The organism is Kosakonia sp. MH5 (assembly GCF_009935945.1).
Lineage (GTDB): Bacteria > Pseudomonadota > Gammaproteobacteria > Enterobacterales > Enterobacteriaceae > Kosakonia > Kosakonia radicincitans.
In genome coordinates, this window is sequence record NZ_QODH01000006.1 from 75,402 (window position 1) to 93,267 (window position 17,866).

The following is a 17,866-nucleotide window of genomic DNA, read 5'->3' on the forward strand; positions in this document are numbered from 1 at the left end:
CACGATCGATGTAGTCGCCTGTAGTAACACTTGTTTTGTGGCTGCTGGATTGTGTCATCATGCTGCTTGACTACTACAGTGCCAGACGGCAAAATCGAAAAGAGAATGAGAGTTATTTTTATTTGAAAGATTAGCGCGCACGGGTTTTCCACGCGGTTGCGGCGCAGGAGTTAACATGCCACAGCGAGTGGAACAGCAAGCTCAGCAGGGGATTGTGCTCGACGGCCTGTCGGCGGGCTATCAAAAGCAGGTCATCGTTGATGACATCACACTCACTATCCCGCATGGAAAGATGACCGTGCTGGTCGGGGCCAACGGCTCCGGCAAATCTACCTTGCTCGGCACTATTGCCCGCATGCTCAAACCGCTTGGCGGCAGCGTGTTGCTTGATGGCAAAGCCATTCATCAACAGCCAACCAAAGCCATCTCCCGCCAGTTAGGTATCCTTCCACAGTCGCCGCTGGTGCCGGAAGGCCTGACCGTTTTTGAACTGGTATCGCGCGGGCGTTTTCCGTGGCAAAGCTTTATGCGCCAGTGGTCGGAAGAGGACGAACTGGCGGTACTGGAAGCGTTGCATCTGACCGGCACGGCGGAATTTGCCCACCAAACGGTTGATAGCCTCTCCGGCGGACAGCGCCAGCGCTGCTGGATCGCGATGGCTCTGGCACAACAAACGCCGGTGATCTTGCTGGATGAACCGACTACTTTTCTCGATCTACGCTATCAGGTCGAGATCCTCGAACTCTTGCAGACCTTAACCCGCGATCATGGCCGCACGGTGGTGGTGGTGTTGCACGACCTCAATTTCGCCGTGAATTATGGCGACACGCTGGTGTTCCTCAAGCAGGGCCGTTTGCAGGGCGTGATCCACGAAGGCGACAGTTGCACGCCTGCGCTGATCAAAAATGTGTTCGATGTAGATGTGCAAATGTCGGTTAACCCGTTGACCGGAAAGCCCTTCTTTATGCCTTTTCGTAAACCGGCAGGTTCCGGCGTATGAGTTCGCTTGCGCTTTCAACCCGACGCAGCGGGCGCATCAGCGCGACGGCCTTTGGCTTGCTGCTGCTGTTACTGGCAGCGGCTGTGGCGCATCTCGGCCTTGGCGCGCGCTACATCGCGCCGCTCACGGTGTTACAGGCGCTGGTGGATTTTGATCCCAACAATTTCGATCATCGCGTCATTATCAGCCTGCGCTTACTGCGGCTGGTGGCTGCGCTATTTACCGGCGCGGCGTTAGGGGTTGCCGGATCGTTGTTGCAGTCGGTGATCCGCAATCCGCTCGGCGAGCCGCATATTCTCGGGCTGAACTCGGGGGGGGCGCTGGCGGTGGTTGCCACAACGGCGCTGGGGGTAAGCGTTGGCGATGCCAGCTTCAGCCGCGCCTTTATCGCCGCAGGCGGCGCTACGCTGCTTTTTTCACTGGTGATGGCGCTCTCTGCTGCCGGGCGCTCCGGCTTTACGCCATTAAAAGTAACGCTGTGCGGCGTGGCGATTTCCACTTTTGCTTCCTCCATCACCGCCGCCATCCTGATCCTTGATGAACAGACGCTGCTGAGCATCCGTAGCTGGCTGGCGGGCGATCTCGCCGGGCTGAGCTGGCCGGTGTTGCGGGCGGCATCACTGGTTGCTGGTGGTGGATTTGCCCTGGCGCTGTGGCTCGCGCCAGCGCTGAATATGCTGGCGCTTGGCGACAATATGGCGCGCGGCCTGGGCGTTTCTCTGCTGCGCACTCGCGTGTTGTCGTTGGCCGCTATTGCCTTGTTGTGCGGTGCGGCCGTTTCGGTCGCCGGGCCGATAGGGTTTATTGGCCTCGTCGTTCCGCATATGGTGCGACGCCTTGCCGGGGATGATTTGCGCGCGGTCGTCCCGCTGTCAGCGCTCGGTGGCGCATTATTGCTGCTGCTGGCGGATATCGCCGCCCGTACGTTGCTGTCGCCACAGGAACTCGCTACCGGCGTGATGACTGCGCTGGTGGGCGCGCCGCTCTTTATTCTGCTGGCGGCGAGGTTTTTCAAATGAGCCACCTGCCTGAACACGCCGGGCTGCGCGGCTTGCGGCTTGGCGGCTTCTCGCGCTTGCTGCGCCCGCACGCGCTGTGGTGGCTGGCTGGCCTGAGTTTTTTGTCGTTAATACTGCTGCTTTCCGGTGTGACGCAAGGTTCGTTACCGGTTCCCGCTTCTGCCATTGGCCGGGCGCTGTTGCTGCCTGATGCGCTGAGCGCTGAACAGCACTACGTAGTGTGGGATATTCGCCTGCCCCGGGTGCTGATGGCGCTGTTGTGCGGCGCGATGTTGGGTATGGCGGGCGCAGCGATGCAGTCCATCACCCGCAACGGGCTGGCGGATCCGGGGCTGATTGGCGTGAAAGAGGGTGCCTGCGTGGTGGTGCTGACGCTGGTGCTCTGCTTCCCGGCTGTCGGGCTGGTCTGGCGTCCGCTGGCAGGCATGGCGGGCGGTTTACTGGCCGCCGGGCTGGTGATGGGGCTGGCGCGTGATGTTTCTCGTCCGCGCTTTGTGCTGCTTGGCATTGGCGTCTCCTGGACCTTCGCCGCCGGTATCGGCGTATTTATGACCACGGCTGATGTGCGTGATGTGCAGACGGCAATGATGTGGCTGGCAGGTAGCCTGCACGCCGCCACCTGGCCACTGCTGATCGTTGCGCTGTGCTGGGCACTGCCCGCGACGTTGATTTTGTTGTTAACAGCGCGCGCCGCCGATGTGGCACTACTGGGCAATCAGGCGGCAACCGGGCTCGGCGTTCGCCTGTCGCACCTTGCATGGCTGCGGGTGATCGCGCCGGTATTGCTGACGGCCGCCAGCGTTTCCTGCGTCGGCAGTATCGGTTTTGTCGGGCTTATCGCTCCGCATATGGCGCGTTTTCTGCTGCGCGGCGGCCAGCGGGCGCTGCTGTGGGGCAGTGCGCTGCTCGGCGGCCTGCTGGTGCTGGTGGCGGATTCGACAGGCCGTCTGGCGTTTGCGCCGCTGCAAATTCCCGCCGGGATCGTCATCTCACTGATTGGCGGGCCGTTTTTTCTGCTGCTGCTGTGGCGGCGACGCGATCGTTTATAAGCTTAAGGAGCCGTATGCGCCTGATTTTTTTACTGTTATTGCTGGTTGGTCTGAGCGCTGGCGCTGCGGAGCCGACACAAACCTTCACCGATGATTTGGGCCGCGTGGTCACGGTACCGCTGCATCCAAAGCGCATCGTGTCGCTGCACGATCTGGATATCACCATTCCTCTGATTGAGTTAGGTGTGCCACCGGTCGCCAGCCACGGGCGTACCCGCGCCGACGGCAGCCATACGCTGCGCTCCAGCGGCATGCTGACCGGCGTCGATTTTGATAACTCGGACATTGCGTTTATTGGTACGGCGGATATCGATATTGAAGCGATCGCCGCTGCGAAACCGGATCTGATCATCACCGAGCCGAGCCGCAACACGCCGGTAGAGCAGTTAGAGAAGATCGCGCCAACGGTAAGTATCGATCACTTACAAGGCGGTGCGCCGGAGATCTACCGCAAGCTGGCACAACTTACCGGTACGCAGGCGCGTTTGCAGATCCTTGAGCGACGTTACCGCGAGCAGATTGCGGCGCTAAAAAGTACGATCGACACCAGCAAAATCACCGTGTCGGTGATCCAGGCGAACAACGGCAAAATCAATGCATTACACAGCTATCATTCGCTGGGGCGCGTGCTGCGCGATGCCGGCTTTCGTTTTCCGAAACTGATCGACAGCATTCCTGAAGGTGGGCGCATCGATGTCAGTGCCGAACGTTTGCCGGAGCTGGACGCTGATTTTGTCTTTGCCACCTGGCGCGGCGATACCGGCGGTAAACCGCAGGATGAGATAGCGGCGATGGATGCGGTGATGCCTGGCTGGTGCGATTTTCTCAATGCCTGCCGTACCGGGCATTACGTGCTGATCTCCCGTGAGGAAGCGATCTCCAACTCCTTTGCTTCCCTGAGCCTGATGGTGGCGCAGGTGCAATCACAAATCGCCGGGCGGCCGCTACCTGCCGCGAAGTAAGGAGCCGCAACGATGCTGAACACAAAAAAAGTGAAAAATCGCGTGGATGTGTACGGTGAACGCTTTCGCGCGCGGGCGCACACGTTGTCGCCGCGTTTGCAGGCCGTTGCCCGCTATATCAATGAAAATCGCGATGTGGTGCTGGAGCATACCGCGATTGAGATTGCGGCAGCGACGCAGACTTCAGATGCCACGGTGGTGCGCGCCATTCAGGCGCTGGGCTTTGCCGGTCTGCGGGATCTAAAACAGACGCTGGAGCACTGGTTTGGCCCGGCCATTTCATCGGCAGAGAAGATGAGCACCACGGTAAATGCGCTCGCCTGCGATGTGAATTCCGGGATCGATTTTGTGCTCGAAGGGCATCAGCACACCTGTGAAGTACTTTCCGCGCCGGACAACCGCTATGCGATTGCGCAGGCGGTGGCCCTGCTGGTGGGGGCACGGCAGGTGGCGATTTTCGGCATCGGGGCGTCGGGAATCCTGGCGGAGTATACCGCGCGGTTGTTCAGCCGCATTGGCCTGCCTGCGACACCGCTCAATCGCACCGGTATTGCCCTCTCCGAGCAACTGATCAATTTGCAGCGTGGCGATGTGCTGATCATGATGGCGCAAAAATCAGCGCACCGCGAAGGGCTGACCACGCTGAAAGAGGCGCGGCGCCTGGGGATCCCGGTGATCCTGCTGACCAATGCGACGGACTCGCGTTTTAGCCAGCAAGCGGATGTGATAATCCAGGTACCGCGCGGCGGCGAGAAGGGTAAGATCCCGCTGCACGGCACGGTACTGCTGTGTCTGGAGATGATTGTTTTGTCGGTCGCGTCCGCCACTTCGCAGCAGGCTATTAAAACGGTGAAACGCATTAATGAGTTTCACCGTGGGTTAAAGCCGGGCGGGAAGAAGGGTTAAGCTCTGTGCTGCGGCGTAATGGTCAGATCAATCTGTCGATTTAACTGATGTAGCGCCAGTTCAACCGTTTCCACCTTCGATGAGTGCTCCACATCGAGCAAGCGGTCAATTTGCGGCCCTTTCTGTCCTAGCTTTCTTGCCAGCTCAGCTTTTCGCGTCCCGGTTTCGATCATGGCGTTATGCAGTGCGGCTTTCATGGCTACGAGTACGGGCAGCGATACGATGTATTCGCCTTTTAGCGGCGCGCTTGCCGCCGGGATTGGACGCCGCTCGTCAATTTCGATAGCAATCGCAACAACAATCCCATCAATCGACTGCAGTAAAGCCTCATCAAGCGTATCGCCAACGGAGTTCATGAGCGGTAGATCGCGGCATGAGACCACGAACTGACCTGTAGCATCGTCTCGTTCAATGTGGACGGGATAATTAAACATTTAACACCTCTTTATCGCTAAGTTCTTACAGGCCTAAGTCCTTCATAATCTTTTTCCTCAACGGCTCAGGAATCTCTTTCGAACCATGAAAAGGGAGAACCGATGCCCTACCATTAAGCCTGACTTTAAAATGGCTTCCTCCACCTGGAGCTTTGGTTAGCTCCGCTCCCTGAGATAACAACCACTTTCTGAACTCGCTGTATTTCATTCGGCATCCTGCCTTATATTTTCCTTTTCAGAGTGCGAAAACTATAACTTAATTGTTTATTAATGCAACTTTAGTGTTGTGTTTTTATGCGCCCGCAAACATGAATCACCAGCGCGGCGCTATAAGCCAGCACAATGGCGAAACTCATCTTCCACATCGCTTCGCCGCCGATACCGGACAACGGCGTGGCGATGCCGCCAAAGACGAACATCAGCATTCCCAGTAACGCCGACGCGGTGCCGGAATGGCGGGCTTCGACGCTGTTCATCGCGGCTGAACCGGCAATGGTTGAAACCCCGCTGTTCAGCGCCACGGTGAAGAACAACCCCACCAGCGCCAGCTCGGGCATGCCGAATCCGGCAAACAGCGCAGTCAGTACGGCGCTGCAAACGGCCAGGAACAGACCGCGCGTTAATAGCTTTTGCCCATCGATAAACCGCGCCAGCCGGGCAAAGATCAGTGCCGAAATAATCAGCCCGCCGCCATTCACCGCGAACAGCAGGCTGAACTGCATCGCCGTCAGGCCATATTCGCTTTGCAGAACGAATGACGATGACCCTATATAGGAAAATAACCCGGCCAGCATAAAGGCCTGAATAAAGCAGAAGGTAGAAAACTGCTTATTTTTAAGCACGATAAGCGAGGTTTTGAGCAGCCCGCCGCCGCTGCTTTTCTCCGACAATGTCTCTTTCAGTACCACCATGCTGGAGAGCAGTAATACCACGCCAACCGCCGCCATCGTCCAGAACAGCGCGCGCCAGTGCAGCGTAGAGGCGATATAGCCGCCGAGTACCGGCGAGACGATTGGCGCAATGCCGTTTACCGTCATCAGCAGAGCAAAAAATTGTGTCAGCAGCGTGCCGTGATACTTATCACGAGCAATCGCGCGGGAGAGCACTGAACCGCCTGCGCCCGCCAGACCCTGGATAAAACGCCAGAAGATCAGCCAGTGAATATCCTGCGTGGTCGCGCACAATACGGAAGAGAGGATAAACAGCAGCAGGGAAAGCGTCAGCGGGCGTTTACGTCCCAGCCGATCGCTCAACGGGCCGAAAAAAAGCTGCCCCAGTCCCAACCCCAGCAGCGAGGCGGTCAGCGAGAGCTGCGTCAGCGTGGTAGTAGCGCTGAGTTGTCGGGTGATATCCGGCAGTGCGGGAAGATAAAGATCGGTGCAAATCGGCCCAATGGCCGTCAGCATGCCCAGCACGATTGCCCAGGCAAGAGAGATTCGTGGCATAACAACTCCGGTGAAAATACGGCGTCGGCTCCGGTGAAATCACATCAGAACCGAATATCCGGGGATTTAATTTTTAAACAGCATGGTGGTGATTTCCTGATACAGCCCCTGCATTTGCGCCGGGTCGCTTTTTTGCGGTGTCAGGCGACGGAAAGTGGTGCCTTCCATCAGCGTTGCCAGTAGCTCCACGCTACAGCGAATGCGTTCATCGCTTAATTGCGGATAGCGGCTCTGCATATGTGCACAGGCGTTTTCAAACATCCTGGCGTCGGCCTCGACCAGCATCTCCTGTACACGCGGATTGCGCGTTGCTTCGGCCGCCATTTCCAGCATCAGCGCATCATCGTCAGGGCTGAGTGTGTGCCGCCAGGCCAGTATTTCCGGCAGGTGTTCGGTTTCGGTCTTATCCTGCATTTCGGCGATGCGGTAGTCGATAATCCGGCGGATCATCTCTTCGATAATGGCGTCTTTATTGACGAAATAACGGTAAATCTGCCCAACGCTGAGCTGAGCTTCGAGGGCGATCTGCGACATGCTGGCCGCGTGGAATCCGCTAATGCGGAAGCGTCGGCGCGCGGCGGCAATAATCTCGTCCTGGCGTTGCTGGTGGCGCTGCTCCTGCGATAGTTTCGTCGGCATCTCTGTCCCTCGTGTCGTTTTGGTGAGAGTGATCGTTCTCATGAGTGATTAAAATAAACGAATCCGCGCGTTCGGGGTAACGTTTTTCCCCGGAACTTATAGAAAGTTACAAAAAAACAGATTGTGAAGAGAGGATGAGGAAAAGGTGAGATAACAATAACCGGCACGCATGACACGCACCGGTGAGCAGGTTATGGTTTACGTTGTTGATGGATCGACAGCCCGCTTTCGCCGGGGGCAATGTCCGGGTGCAGCGTCAGTTGTGGAATCAGGTAATCGCCGCCGTTTTGCCGACGAAAGGCCAGCGGTTCTGCTGACCAGAGCGTATCCAGCCGCTGTGCCAGCGCCGTACAACATTCGGTAAAACGCGTTTCGTCCATGCGATTGCTGCGATAAAACACCAGCGGCGGCAGTACTTCGAAGCCAGGATAAAACAGGATCCCATGCTGGATCGGAAACAGCAGATCGTTGATCGGGCCGTTAATACCGCGCGGAGCGTAATGCGATTCCCAGCCGCCGGTGGTCACCAGCAGCATCGCCCGTTTCCCCGCCAGGCTCCCTTCACCGTAACGATCGCCCCAGTGCGTATCGCTGTGTTCGCCCACGCCGTAAGCAAACCCGCAGGCATAAACGCGATCGACCCAGCCTTTCATGATCGCCGGCATGGAGAACCACCACAGCGGAAACTGGAAAATCACCGCATCGGCGCGTTGCAGTTTGGCCTGTTCCCGGGCGATGTCGTCCGCCTGTGTTCCCAGCTCAAATGCCTGTTTTGAATCAGACGAAGGATGATAAAAATCACCCACCGGCGGCGAGCTGCTGTCATCGGCATCAAGCTGCGATTTCCACTGCATGGCATAGAGATCGGAAACCTCGACCTGATGACCGGCATTTTCCAGATGCTGCACGGCAAAATCCTTTAGCGCGCCATTGAGCGAATGGGGCTGCGGGTGGGCATAAACAATCAGTACGTTCATAACAACTCCTGGCAACAAATTGAATATGCAGGGTAGGAGAGTGGCGGATATAGTAGAAATTAATTGCTTATATCACAGGTATAGTCATGGTTAATCTGCACCGGCTGGATCTCAATCTGCTGCGTACTTTGGATGTGCTGTTGAGCGAACACAATGTGACGCGTACGGCGCAGCGGCTGAATCTTTCTCAGCCTTCCGTCAGCGTGCAGTTGGCGCGGTTGCGGGATATTTTTGCCGATCCGTTACTCCTGCCGGGGCCGCGCGGTATGCAGCCGACCGCCAGGGCCGACGAACTGCGCGAACCGCTGCGCCAGGCGCTGGAAGCGCTGGAACGTGCGGTGGTGCCAGCCAGCGCTTTCGATCCAGCCCGTGCCGCCGTCACCTGGCGCGTGGCGGCCACCGACTATACGGAATCGGCGATACTGCTCCCTTTACTGAGCCGTTTGCGCGTCGCCGCGCCGGGCAGCCGTCTGGCGATATTTGAACTCAGCCCGTTGCAGATCCAGCGCCAGGCCGGGCAGGGCGATATTGATCTCTTTTTCCATCTGCGCGAAGGCGCGCCGCCTGCTCTGCACCAGCGGTTATTGTTCACCGAACGCTATGTGCTGGCCGGGCGTTTGCACCATCCGGCGTTAACAAACGGCCGCCCGACGCTTGCGCAGTTTTGCCAACTGGAACATGTGGTTGTCTCGCCAGAAGGCGGTGGTTTTTATGCGGCAACGGATATCGCGCTGGCGGAGCGCGGTTTGCAGCGCAACGTGGTGCTCTCCGTCCCCCATTTCCTGTTTATGCTTGAGGCGCTGGCCCGTACCGATTTGGTGGCGGTACTGCCGGAACGGCTGGTCGCGAACAACCACACTCTGCAGGTGGTCGAGCCGCCGCTGGAACTTCCGGGCTTCGACATGCTGATGCTCTGGCATGAACGGTTACACCGCGATCCCGGTCATCAATGGCTGCGCCAGCAGATTATTGCCTCGTTGGGGACGCGCTAAAACGGGTAATATCTTGTCACACTTATGTGAGAATAATTCTCAATATTATTGAAGCACACCAGGTCGGATGATAAGGTGTAAGCCGTTTCGCCCGGCGTCGGGCACGGGTTCGCGGCGGCTGTTGGCTATGCAAAAAAGAGACTTTTCGATTGACGACTTTATCGGTTTTGGCGAGCGCTACGGGATTGATTACCGTTTCCCGGCGCTGGCGTCCGGCCGATCGTTTCACAAAGAGAAGCGCATGGTGATTCAGGGGGAAGTCGAAGAGATGACGCTCTCCTCCGGCCTGAATCTTACCCGCTCGGATGTTCGCGTACTTCAGCCCTATGAAACCACATCGCTGCACAGCTGCCCGCTCTATATGCTGGTGGTGCTGGAAGGTTGCGTGCAGCTGCGCCTGAACGGCAAAGCGTTTATCGTGCGCGCGGGCATGGCATTTACCTCGCGCCTGAGCGAACAACAGGTGATGAACGCCAGCCATCAGGCGGATAACCACTTGCGTACGCTGTCGATGGGCGTTGATCCGCTGCGCTGCCGGCAATCGCCGCTGCTGATGGCGCTCCTGCAGCAGTGGGAAGCGCACGGCGCGCCGACCTTTTTATGGTCCGTTCCGGCATTTTTGCTTTCCGGGCTGCAACACACGCAGCAGAACCAGCAACCGGGTTTATCGCGCCAGTTGATCCTTGAAGGCGTGATGTTGCAACTGCTCGGGCATGCGCTGTCGCAACCCTTGCCTGGCAGCGAAAAACGCAGTTCCGCGCCTGGCGGCGAGCAGCACCGGCTGGAAACCGTGCGCCGTTTGCTGGAACAGCAGCCGGAAAAAGAGTACACCCTCACCGCATTAGCCCAACTGGCGGCAATGAGTTCCAGCAGTTTGCGGGTGAAGTTCCGCCAGGCTTATGGCCTTTCCGTGTTTGATTACCTGCGCGATTGCCGCCTTGAACTGGCGCGGCGCTATCTGGCGCAGGGGTATAGCGTACAGCAGGCGGCCTGGATGTCGGGCTACCAGCATGCCACGAATTTCTCTACCGCATTTCGTCGCCGCTACGGCGTGGCGCCGAGCGAAATGCGTCTCGCCTGATTTCCTGCCATAGATCATGGCGACTTTTTTGCGTGCGTTTTGTCACTGCGCATAGGTGAATCGTCATTGCGCATAGCTATCGCGGAAGCCAAAAGGGTAATAATTCTTATTTACAATAATAACGGCTTCTGGAGATTTTCATGTTCGCAAAAACGCGACTGGCGCTAATGATTGGTATTACCGGCGGGATGAACGTATCGGTTCTGGCACAGGAAACCTCAACCACCCACGATACTGTGGTGGTCACCTCACAAATGCAAAGCGGCGCCACCAAGCTGGAGACGCCGGATATCGAAACGCCGCAGGCAGTATCGATTGTCACGCGCCAGCAGTATGAAGAGCAGGGCGCAACCAGCGTACGCCAGGCGGTGAGTTACACGCCGGGCGTGTACAGCAACCAGATCGGCGCATCGAACCGTTTTGATTACATCGTGCTGCGCGGTTTCTCCGACGGCAGCCTGGATAACGTCTACCTCGATGGCCTGAAACTGATGGGCGACACCAACTCGCACAGCTCGCTGGTTATCGATCCCTGGTTCCTCGACAGCGTGGAAGTGGTGCGCGGCCCGGCTTCGGTACTGTATGGCCGCTCCTCGCCGGGCGGGATTGTCGCGCTGAACTCGCGCAAACCGTCGTTTGATCCTGGCGGCGAAGTGAAACTGTTCGCGGGTAATAACAACCAGCGCGGCGCGGCATTTGATGTTACGGGGCCGGTAGACGATAACGACCGCGTAGCGGTACGTTTAACCGGCATGACCCGCTATGCGGATTCGCAATTCGACCATTTAAAAGAGCAGCGTTATGCCATTGCACCGAGCCTGACGTGGCGTATCACCGATCAAACCCGCCTTGAACTGATGGCCTATCTGCATCGCGATCCTGAAGGCGGTAGTCACTCCGGTTTGCCGTATGAAGGCACGGTAACCCCGCATGCAGGCAGAAAAATCTCCAATACCTTCTTTGAAGGGGAAGATGATTACGATAAGTATGACCGCCGGGAAAATATGGTCGGTTATAACATCGAGCACGCTTTTGACAGCGGCTGGTCGGTCCGCCAGAAGCTGCGCTACCTGCACACCAAAGTGAATCTCAACCAGGTGTATGCCGCAGGCTGGCTGAATGATACGGAACTGAACCGCGGCTATTCCGGTTCCGACGAATCGCTGTCGGCGATCACGCTGGATAACCAGATTGATGGCAGCGTTGATACCGGCATTATTAACCACCGTCTGCTGTTCGGCGTCGATTATCAGCGTCGCAGCAATAATGTCACCGCTTCGTATGGCAGCTTCCCGGCGATTGATGCATTTAACCCGGTTTACGGCGCCGATCCGCTGTCAATTTCGGTCTACAGCCGGGAAAAACACAAACTGGAGCAGACCGGGATCTACTTGCAGGATCAGATGTCGTTCGATCGCTGGCGGCTGACGCTCGGCGGCCGCCACGATCAGGTGAAGATCACCAACGTCAACAAGATTAACGATACCCGCGATACGCTGGATCAGGATCACTTCAGCAGCCGCGCGGCGCTGATGTACCTGTTCGACAACGGGTTTGCGCCGTACGTCAGCTACTCAACCGCCTTCACGCCGACCAGTTTTACCGATGAATACGGCAAAATTTTGCAGCCGATGAAAGGCAAGCAGTGGGAAGCGGGGCTGAAATTCCAGCCGGAAGGTTCACAGACGATGTACAGCGCCTCGGTCTATCGCATCAACCAGAAAAATATCGCCACCAAAGTGGAACCGACCGATCCGTACCGTTCAATTGGTGAAATCGAATCGGAAGGGGTGGAGCTGGAAGCGGTCGGTCAGTTGACGGACAACCTGCGTTTGCAGGCCGCCTACACCTACAACGATATTCGCTACAAGAAAAGCAGCGCGGAAGAGCAGGGAAAACGTGCGGTGTATGCGCCGCGCAATCAGGCCAGCGCCTGGCTCAGCTATGACGTGAAAACGGGGCTGTTCAACGGGCTGACGGTAGGTTCCGGCGTGCGTTATGTGAATGGCATTACCTCCGATCGCCAGAACACCCATACGCTGCCGTCCTATACGCTGGTGGATCTGGCCGTCGGCTACGATCTGGGAAATGTTGGCCTGAAGGGGATGAGCGCGCAGTTGAACGTCAATAACCTGACTGACAAACGCTACGTAGCCGCCTGTAACTCGCTCTCTTACTGCTATTTTGGTGCGGAGCGCAGCGTTGTAGGCAGCGTTTCCTGGGCATTCTGATGCAATACGCCACCCGGCAGTGCGCCGGGTGGTTGCAGGTGATTAGCTGAGATCCACGTTTTTATGACCAAAGAGCCAGGTGGCAATAAAACCGCACAGATAGGCGATGACGACGCCTGCCGCGTAAACCGCCATCCCGGCGTAAATGCCCTGGCCGGAGGTCATCAACGGGAGCGCCACCAGCCCGGAAGGACCAAACACCGTATTCAGGCCGACCGGCAAACCCAGCCACGCGACGGTGCCAATAAAAAATCCCCCGCACGCGCCGCCGATACAGGCGGTGACGAAAGGCTTCACGCGCGGTAAGGTCACCGCGTAAATCAGCGGCTCGCCAACGCCCAGCAGACCGGGAATGATCGCCCCGCGCACCTGGTTACGCAGCACCGAATGCGGCGCCGAGCGGAAATAGAGCGCCAGCGCCGCGCCCACCTGACCGCCGCCTGCCATCGCCAGAATGGGGAATAGCGAGTTGAAACCCTGCGCATCCATCAGTGCGAAGTAAACCGGAATAAACCCCTGATGAACGCCAAACACCACGGCGATAAGGAACAGGCCCGCCAGCACCGCGCAACCAAACGGGTTGCCGTTGAGGTGCAGGAACAGCCACGACATGCCTTTAAACAGCTCGCCGCCAATCGGCATAATCACCACAAACGCCAGTGCGCCGGTGATAAGCAGCGTCAGCAGCGAAGTGAGGATCATGTCGAGGTTATCCGGCACCACTTTGCGGATCTGGCGTTCGATCCACGCGCCAAGGATCGCGGCGAGCAGTACGCCGATAATGTTGCCGCGCGGATCAATTCCCATGCCGAAGAAGTTATCGATACCGGAGAAATAACCGACCGTGGCTTTCGGGTCATAACCCAGCACGAACAGCGCGGCGATAATGGCGCCGTTAACGCCGCTGCCGCCAAAGGCTTTTTGCGCGTTGTAGCCAATCAGAATCGGCAGGAAGGTGAACAGGCCTTTACCAAAAACCTTCATATAGCCGACGAGGTGCGCCACTGCTGTGTTCTTTTCTGCCGCGTTGAGCAGCAGGCTTTGCTCAATTAAGGTGGCAAAGCCCAGCAGCATCCCGGCGGCGATAAAACCGGGAATCAGCGGCGTAAAGATGGTGGCGAACTTCGCCAGAAACTGATGCACGCCGCTGGTCTGCTTCGCTTTCATTTGCTGTTTGGTGTCGCTGGCAATGCTCTTCAGCGACGCGGCTTCTACGGGCGCGGCGTGGCCGCCGATCATTGCATTCAGCATTTCCGCTGCGGTTTGCGCTTTGCCAGGGCCAATGATGATCTGCAACTGATCGTCGCTGTTCACCACGCCCAGTACGCCGGGCAGGGCTTTCAGGCTCTCCGTCTCCACCCGTGAATCGTCGCGGAGCGTCAGGCGCAGGCGCGTCATACAGTTGCCGCAGGTATTGATATTCTCCTTACCACCGACCTTTTCGATAATTGTCGCGATCAGATGTTCACTGATTTTGGCCATTACTTGATCCCCGCATCAACCAGCGCCTGGCGAATAAAGCCGCCGTTATCGGCTAACAAATGCGTGGCCTGTTCAGCGCTGAGCTGGCCCAGCACCATCACGATGGCGGTTTTGCAGCGCCCGCCGCAGGCCTGCAGCGCCTGTTCGGCGATGTCGCGGGTGCAGCCGGTGGCTTCCATCACAATGTTTATCTGACGCTGCACCAGCTTCAGGTTGGTGGCTTCCACATCCACCATCAAATTGCCATAGACTTTGCCGCTGCGGATCATTGCGCCGGTGGTCAGCATATTGAGCACCAGTTTTTGCGCGGTGCCCGCTTTCATGCGCGAGGAGCCGGTCACCACTTCCGGGCCAACCACCGGCACAATCGCAATATCGGCGATGCGCGCCATTTCGCTGTTTTCGTTACAGGTGAGCGCCACGGTCGTCGCTTTCAGGCTTTGTGCGTATTTCATAGCGGCAATCACATACGGTGTGCGCCCGCTGGCGGCGATGCCGACCAGCACATCGCGCGCGGTGAAATTGAGCGCTTTCAGGTCGTCAACGCCCAGCGTCAGGCTGTCTTCGGCGTTTTCCACTGCCTGCAAAATGGCGCGATGACCGCCAGCAATCAGGCCGACAACCTGCTCGCGCGGCGTTCCGTACGTCGGGGGACATTCGCTGGCATCGAGGATGCCAAGACGCCCGGAAGTGCCCGCGCCGCAATAGATTAAACGACCGCCCTGTTTAAACGCGGCGACAATCACATCCACCGCCTGCGCGATAGCCGGGATCACTTTTTCCACCGCCAGCGCCACTTTCTGGTCTTCGTTATTGATCACGCGCAGCATCGCTTCGGTATCGAGCATGTCGATGTTTTCACTGGCGGTATTGCGGCCTTCGGTGGTCAGTCTGGATAGATCAATGTTCATGTCTCGCTCCACGTTTACGGGAAGGGTTGGCCGTTACGCTGCGGTGACGGCGTACTGTAAGGAATAATATATTATTCCTTACAGTAAAAATAAGAATAATTTATTCTTGTGCCGGATGAGTGGCAAGAGTGTGACGCTGCTCATTTTGTGCAAGTCGCACTGCTTAGCGGTTGGTTGTTATTTTTCATTCATATTGATGTTGAACAATTGTTATTAATTAACGCAGATAATCAACGCCGGAATATATTGAGTATCTTTTACCATTCTGAAATATTCAAAATCAGAAATTGTCGTTTTTCGGGTAATTAAAAATAAAGATGCTGGTGTATTGTTTTAATTACCAGTTCAGCGGGTGTCATTATTAAGATGTATTTCATTACGTTGCTGGCATATGCAATTTATTCTTATTTCACCGTGTTTATTTTGCCATTTTATATTTTAGAAGACATGTTCAAATAAAACTTACATAACATTTTCTAGCATAAACAATGAGTTTGACAATTTCAGAAAACCTGACGCCGCGTGATGAAGCGCGCTATATCAGCACTTACTTGCCGCTGGTGAATAAAGTGGTCAAACAATTGGCCTGGCAGCGAAATAGCGTCATGGGCAAAGACGATATGCAGCAAGTTGCCCTGATGGGATTGCTTTCCTCTTTGCGACGTTATGGGCATCCGGATACGCACTTTTCAGGTTATGCTGCGCAGCGTATTCGTGGCGCCGTACTGGATGAATTACGTCAACAGGACTGGCGTCCTCGTCGTCTGCGGCAAAAGACGCACAAACTCAACGATGCTATTCGTGAAATGGAGCGCGAGCTGGGCCATACACCAGGGTTTGGCGAACTGAATGCGCGCTTTGCCTTAAGTGCAGAAGAGTATCAACAGTATCGTCTGCTCGACACGGCCAGCGAAGTGGAGAGCCTTGATGCACTGCCTGCCAGTGAAGCGACTCCGGCCGCGCTGGATAGCCGCCAGCTGGAAGATGAAGAGGTGCTCAGCCGGACATTACGCGGCGCGATAGCAAGCCTCGACGGGCGCGAGCAGAAGATTTTTGCGCTCTACTACCAGCATGAAATGAGCCAGAAAGAGATAGCCCAGCTCCTTGGCCTGACGGAAGCTCGGGTTTGCCAGCTTAACAAGGCGATAAGCCAGAAGATTCAGCGCTTTTTAGCGCAGTAACATATTACTTTTTATCATCCACCTTTACGCCCCGGTCGGAGCTCGCTCCGTACGTTTTGGGGCATTTTTTTTGCCAAAATTCCTCACTCCTCCAGCGCGGTGTGAATCGCTTCTCCTAACTGTTTGATCACTTCACGGTTTGCATCGGTGAGCGGCAAGGCGCAGTTCAGCCGCAGGCAGTTTCGGTACTTGCCGGAAGCGGAGAACAGCGAACCGGGCGCAATCTGGATTTTCAGACGGCAAAGCATGCGGGAAACGCAAACCATATCCACAGTTTCCGGCAGTTCGATCCACAGCAGATAGCCGCCCTGCGGGCGCGTCACGCAGATCCCGCAGGGAAAATACTGGCGCACCCAGCAGGTGTACGTTTCCAGATGCTGCTGGTAAATCTGACGCATGCGGCGCACATGGCGGTGATAGTGACCATCGCGGATAAACGCCGCCATCGCCAGTTGTGGGCCGGGCGTGTTGGTGCCGATAGCAGCATATTTTTTGTGCAATACCCGGTCGAGATAACGTCCTGGCGCAATCCAGCCCACCCGCAAACCCGGCGCTACGGTTTTGGTGAAGGAGCTGCACAGCAGCACGCGGCCATCGATATCCAGCGATTTGATGGTGCAAGGGCGCGGGTAAACTGCCGCCAGCTCGCCATAAATATCATCTTCAAAAATCACAATGTCGTGACGTTGCGCCAGCGCCAGTACCGCCTTTTTGCGCGCTTCCGGCATGATAAAACCGAGCGGGTTATTACAGTTCGGTACCAGAATCACGCCTTTAATCGGCCACTGTTCCAGCGCTAATTCCAGCGCTTCGATGCTGATGCCGGTTTCCGGATCGGTCGGAATTTCAATGGCTTTAATATCCAGCCCGCGCAGCAATTGCATGGTGCCGTAATAGGAAGGCGATTCAACAGCGATAATATCGCCCGGCTGGCAGACGGCCAGCAGCGCTAGCGACAGCGCGGGGTGGCAACCGCTGGCGATCACGATTTCATCAGCGGTGATGGCCGCACCACCATCCAGCATCAGGCGGGCGATCTGCTCGCGTAATTCGCGGCGGCCAGGCAACGTATCGTAACGCAGCACGTCCTGGATTTGATGTTGCACCACGCGCTGCATTTCCCGCCACAGCGGTTTAAGTGTCGGTTGGGTGATATCCGGCGCGCCGCCGCCGAAGGTGGCGAGTGTTTTGTCTTCGCGGCCTTCCAGCAGAGTCAGCACTTCGTCCCACTGCGTAACATCCACCGGGCGCTGAACCGGGCGCGACATCGCCGGGACGGGTGGCTTCGCTTTGCTTGGCGCGACAAAATAGCCGGAACGCGGCTGCGGGGTAATTAGCTGCAGATTTTCCAGCACCTGATAAGCCTGCTGTACGGTACTGATACTGACGCCATGCTCCTGGCTGAGGCTGCGCACCGAGGGCAACTTCTCGCCATGGCGATATAAACCTTGTTCAATACGCCCGGCCAGCAGGGTAGCCAGATGTTGGTAGCGGGTCATGCTGTATTCCTTTTCTTTGCCATACAGATTTAAAAACCAGTACAGATTCGCGGAAATA

At 56.8% G+C, this 17,866-nt stretch carries 17 protein-coding genes; 9 read left to right on the top strand and 8 right to left on the bottom strand.

The features are described from left to right. Window positions 1-175: 175 nt before the first annotated feature. From DK872_RS16460 to DK872_RS16480, 5 genes are read left to right on the top strand one after another with little or no spacing between them, the layout of a single operon-like run. On the top strand, window positions 176-1,000 hold the full coding sequence (locus tag DK872_RS16460; RefSeq protein WP_071920160.1) for an ABC transporter ATP-binding protein: 825 nt from the start codon (window positions 176-178) through the stop codon (window positions 998-1,000). Then, the gene (locus DK872_RS16465) at window positions 997-2,019 is read left to right on the top strand and encodes an iron ABC transporter permease (RefSeq protein WP_161518562.1); all 1,023 of its coding nucleotides are present in this window, start codon (window positions 997-999) and stop codon (window positions 2,017-2,019) included. Before DK872_RS16460 ends, DK872_RS16465 begins: the two co-directional genes overlap by 4 nt. After that, window positions 2,016-3,068 carry an iron ABC transporter permease gene (locus DK872_RS16470; RefSeq protein WP_007372972.1) on the top strand — a complete coding sequence of 351 codons (1,053 nt, stop codon included), beginning with the start codon at window positions 2,016-2,018 and terminating at the stop codon, window positions 3,066-3,068. The genes DK872_RS16465 and DK872_RS16470 overlap by 4 nt, the downstream gene beginning before the upstream one ends. A gap of 14 nt (window positions 3,069-3,082) precedes the next feature. After that, window positions 3,083-4,030 carry an iron-siderophore ABC transporter substrate-binding protein gene (locus DK872_RS16475; protein WP_161518563.1) on the top strand — a complete coding sequence of 316 codons (948 nt, stop codon included), beginning with the start codon at window positions 3,083-3,085 and terminating at the stop codon, window positions 4,028-4,030. 12 nt (window positions 4,031-4,042) lie between these two features. Next, complete coding sequence (locus tag DK872_RS16480; protein WP_149289196.1) at window positions 4,043-4,936, top strand: MurR/RpiR family transcriptional regulator; 894 nt, start codon at window positions 4,043-4,045, stop codon at window positions 4,934-4,936. Here DK872_RS16480 and DK872_RS16485 read toward each other — a convergent pair. The 5 genes from DK872_RS16485 to DK872_RS16505 form a co-directional block, all read right to left on the bottom strand. Beyond that, window positions 4,933-5,370 carry a type II toxin-antitoxin system HicB family antitoxin gene (locus tag DK872_RS16485; RefSeq protein WP_035943124.1) on the bottom strand — a complete coding sequence of 146 codons (438 nt, stop codon included), beginning with the start codon at window positions 5,368-5,370 and terminating at the stop codon, window positions 4,933-4,935. The genes DK872_RS16480 and DK872_RS16485 overlap by 4 nt on opposite strands. A gap of 25 nt (window positions 5,371-5,395) precedes the next feature. Continuing rightward, on the bottom strand, window positions 5,396-5,578 hold the full coding sequence (locus DK872_RS16490; protein ID WP_161518564.1) for a type II toxin-antitoxin system HicA family toxin: 183 nt from the start codon (window positions 5,576-5,578) through the stop codon (window positions 5,396-5,398). 70 nt (window positions 5,579-5,648) lie between these two features. Beyond that, window positions 5,649-6,815: a multidrug effflux MFS transporter gene (locus tag DK872_RS16495; RefSeq protein WP_161518565.1), complete on the bottom strand. Its 1,167-nt coding sequence runs from the start codon at window positions 6,813-6,815 to the stop codon at window positions 5,649-5,651. Window positions 6,816-6,881: 66 nt separating this feature from the next. Then, on the bottom strand, window positions 6,882-7,454 hold the full coding sequence (locus tag DK872_RS16500; RefSeq protein WP_007372977.1) for a TetR/AcrR family transcriptional regulator: 573 nt from the start codon (window positions 7,452-7,454) through the stop codon (window positions 6,882-6,884). 191 nt (window positions 7,455-7,645) lie between these two features. Next, on the bottom strand, window positions 7,646-8,431 hold the full coding sequence (locus DK872_RS16505; protein WP_071920165.1) for an NAD(P)H-dependent oxidoreductase: 786 nt from the start codon (window positions 8,429-8,431) through the stop codon (window positions 7,646-7,648). A gap of 86 nt (window positions 8,432-8,517) precedes the next feature. Here DK872_RS16505 and DK872_RS16510 point away from each other — a divergent pair, with 86 nt between their 5' ends. From DK872_RS16510 to foxA, 3 genes are all read left to right on the top strand, one after another. Continuing rightward, the gene (locus DK872_RS16510) at window positions 8,518-9,423 is read left to right on the top strand and encodes a LysR family transcriptional regulator (protein WP_079516984.1); all 906 of its coding nucleotides are present in this window, start codon (window positions 8,518-8,520) and stop codon (window positions 9,421-9,423) included. A gap of 127 nt (window positions 9,424-9,550) precedes the next feature. Beyond that, entirely contained in the window at window positions 9,551-10,504 is a 954-nt protein-coding gene (locus DK872_RS16515) for a helix-turn-helix transcriptional regulator (protein ID WP_035886600.1), read from the top strand. A gap of 140 nt (window positions 10,505-10,644) precedes the next feature. Continuing rightward, entirely contained in the window at window positions 10,645-12,735 is a 2,091-nt protein-coding gene (gene foxA / locus DK872_RS16520) for a ferrioxamine B receptor FoxA (RefSeq protein ID WP_107146908.1), read from the top strand. Window positions 12,736-12,777: 42 nt separating this feature from the next. On the opposite strand, the gene murP is transcribed toward foxA, so the two are convergent. Next, a complete protein-coding gene (gene murP, locus DK872_RS16525; RefSeq protein WP_072440644.1) occupies window positions 12,778-14,217 on the bottom strand; it encodes a PTS N-acetylmuramic acid transporter subunit IIBC in 1,440 nt (479 codons plus the stop codon). After that, window positions 14,217-15,128 (bottom strand): N-acetylmuramic acid 6-phosphate etherase, encoded by a 912-nt coding sequence (murQ, locus tag DK872_RS16530; RefSeq protein WP_071920168.1) that lies wholly within the window; start codon window positions 15,126-15,128, stop codon window positions 14,217-14,219. The genes murP and murQ overlap by 1 nt, the downstream gene beginning before the upstream one ends. Window positions 15,129-15,616: 488 nt before the next feature. Here murQ and DK872_RS16535 point away from each other — a divergent pair, with 488 nt between their 5' ends. Continuing rightward, on the top strand, window positions 15,617-16,309 hold the full coding sequence (locus DK872_RS16535) for a FliA/WhiG family RNA polymerase sigma factor (protein WP_072440642.1): 693 nt from the start codon (window positions 15,617-15,619) through the stop codon (window positions 16,307-16,309). A gap of 83 nt (window positions 16,310-16,392) precedes the next feature. On the opposite strand, the gene DK872_RS16540 is transcribed toward DK872_RS16535, so the two are convergent. Next, window positions 16,393-17,808: a PLP-dependent aminotransferase family protein gene (locus tag DK872_RS16540; protein WP_007372986.1), complete on the bottom strand. Its 1,416-nt coding sequence runs from the start codon at window positions 17,806-17,808 to the stop codon at window positions 16,393-16,395. Window positions 17,809-17,866 lie beyond the last annotated feature (58 nt).

Coding starts and splice junctions, on each gene's coding strand:
- DK872_RS16505 (WP_071920165.1), bottom strand. CDS start 8,431: ATGAACGTACTGATTGTTTATGCCCACCCGCAGCCCCATTCGCTCAAT.
- DK872_RS16535 (WP_072440642.1), top strand. CDS start 15,617: ATGAGTTTGACAATTTCAGAAAACCTGACGCCGCGTGATGAAGCGCGC.
- murQ (WP_071920168.1), bottom strand. CDS start 15,128: ATGAACATTGATCTATCCAGACTGACCACCGAAGGCCGCAATACCGCC.
- DK872_RS16475 (WP_161518563.1), top strand. CDS start 3,083: ATGCGCCTGATTTTTTTACTGTTATTGCTGGTTGGTCTGAGCGCTGGC.
- foxA (WP_107146908.1), top strand. CDS start 10,645: ATGTTCGCAAAAACGCGACTGGCGCTAATGATTGGTATTACCGGCGGG.
- DK872_RS16460 (WP_071920160.1), top strand. CDS start 176: ATGCCACAGCGAGTGGAACAGCAAGCTCAGCAGGGGATTGTGCTCGAC.
- DK872_RS16500 (WP_007372977.1), bottom strand. CDS start 7,454: ATGCCGACGAAACTATCGCAGGAGCAGCGCCACCAGCAACGCCAGGAC.
- DK872_RS16480 (WP_149289196.1), top strand. CDS start 4,043: ATGCTGAACACAAAAAAAGTGAAAAATCGCGTGGATGTGTACGGTGAA.
- DK872_RS16515 (WP_035886600.1), top strand. CDS start 9,551: ATGCAAAAAAGAGACTTTTCGATTGACGACTTTATCGGTTTTGGCGAG.
- DK872_RS16510 (WP_079516984.1), top strand. CDS start 8,518: ATGGTTAATCTGCACCGGCTGGATCTCAATCTGCTGCGTACTTTGGAT.
- DK872_RS16540 (WP_007372986.1), bottom strand. CDS start 17,808: ATGACCCGCTACCAACATCTGGCTACCCTGCTGGCCGGGCGTATTGAA.
- DK872_RS16470 (WP_007372972.1), top strand. CDS start 2,016: ATGAGCCACCTGCCTGAACACGCCGGGCTGCGCGGCTTGCGGCTTGGC.
- DK872_RS16495 (WP_161518565.1), bottom strand. CDS start 6,815: ATGCCACGAATCTCTCTTGCCTGGGCAATCGTGCTGGGCATGCTGACG.
- DK872_RS16490 (WP_161518564.1), bottom strand. CDS start 5,578: ATGAAATACAGCGAGTTCAGAAAGTGGTTGTTATCTCAGGGAGCGGAG.
- DK872_RS16485 (WP_035943124.1), bottom strand. CDS start 5,370: ATGTTTAATTATCCCGTCCACATTGAACGAGACGATGCTACAGGTCAG.
- DK872_RS16465 (WP_161518562.1), top strand. CDS start 997: ATGAGTTCGCTTGCGCTTTCAACCCGACGCAGCGGGCGCATCAGCGCG.
- murP (WP_072440644.1), bottom strand. CDS start 14,217: ATGGCCAAAATCAGTGAACATCTGATCGCGACAATTATCGAAAAGGTC.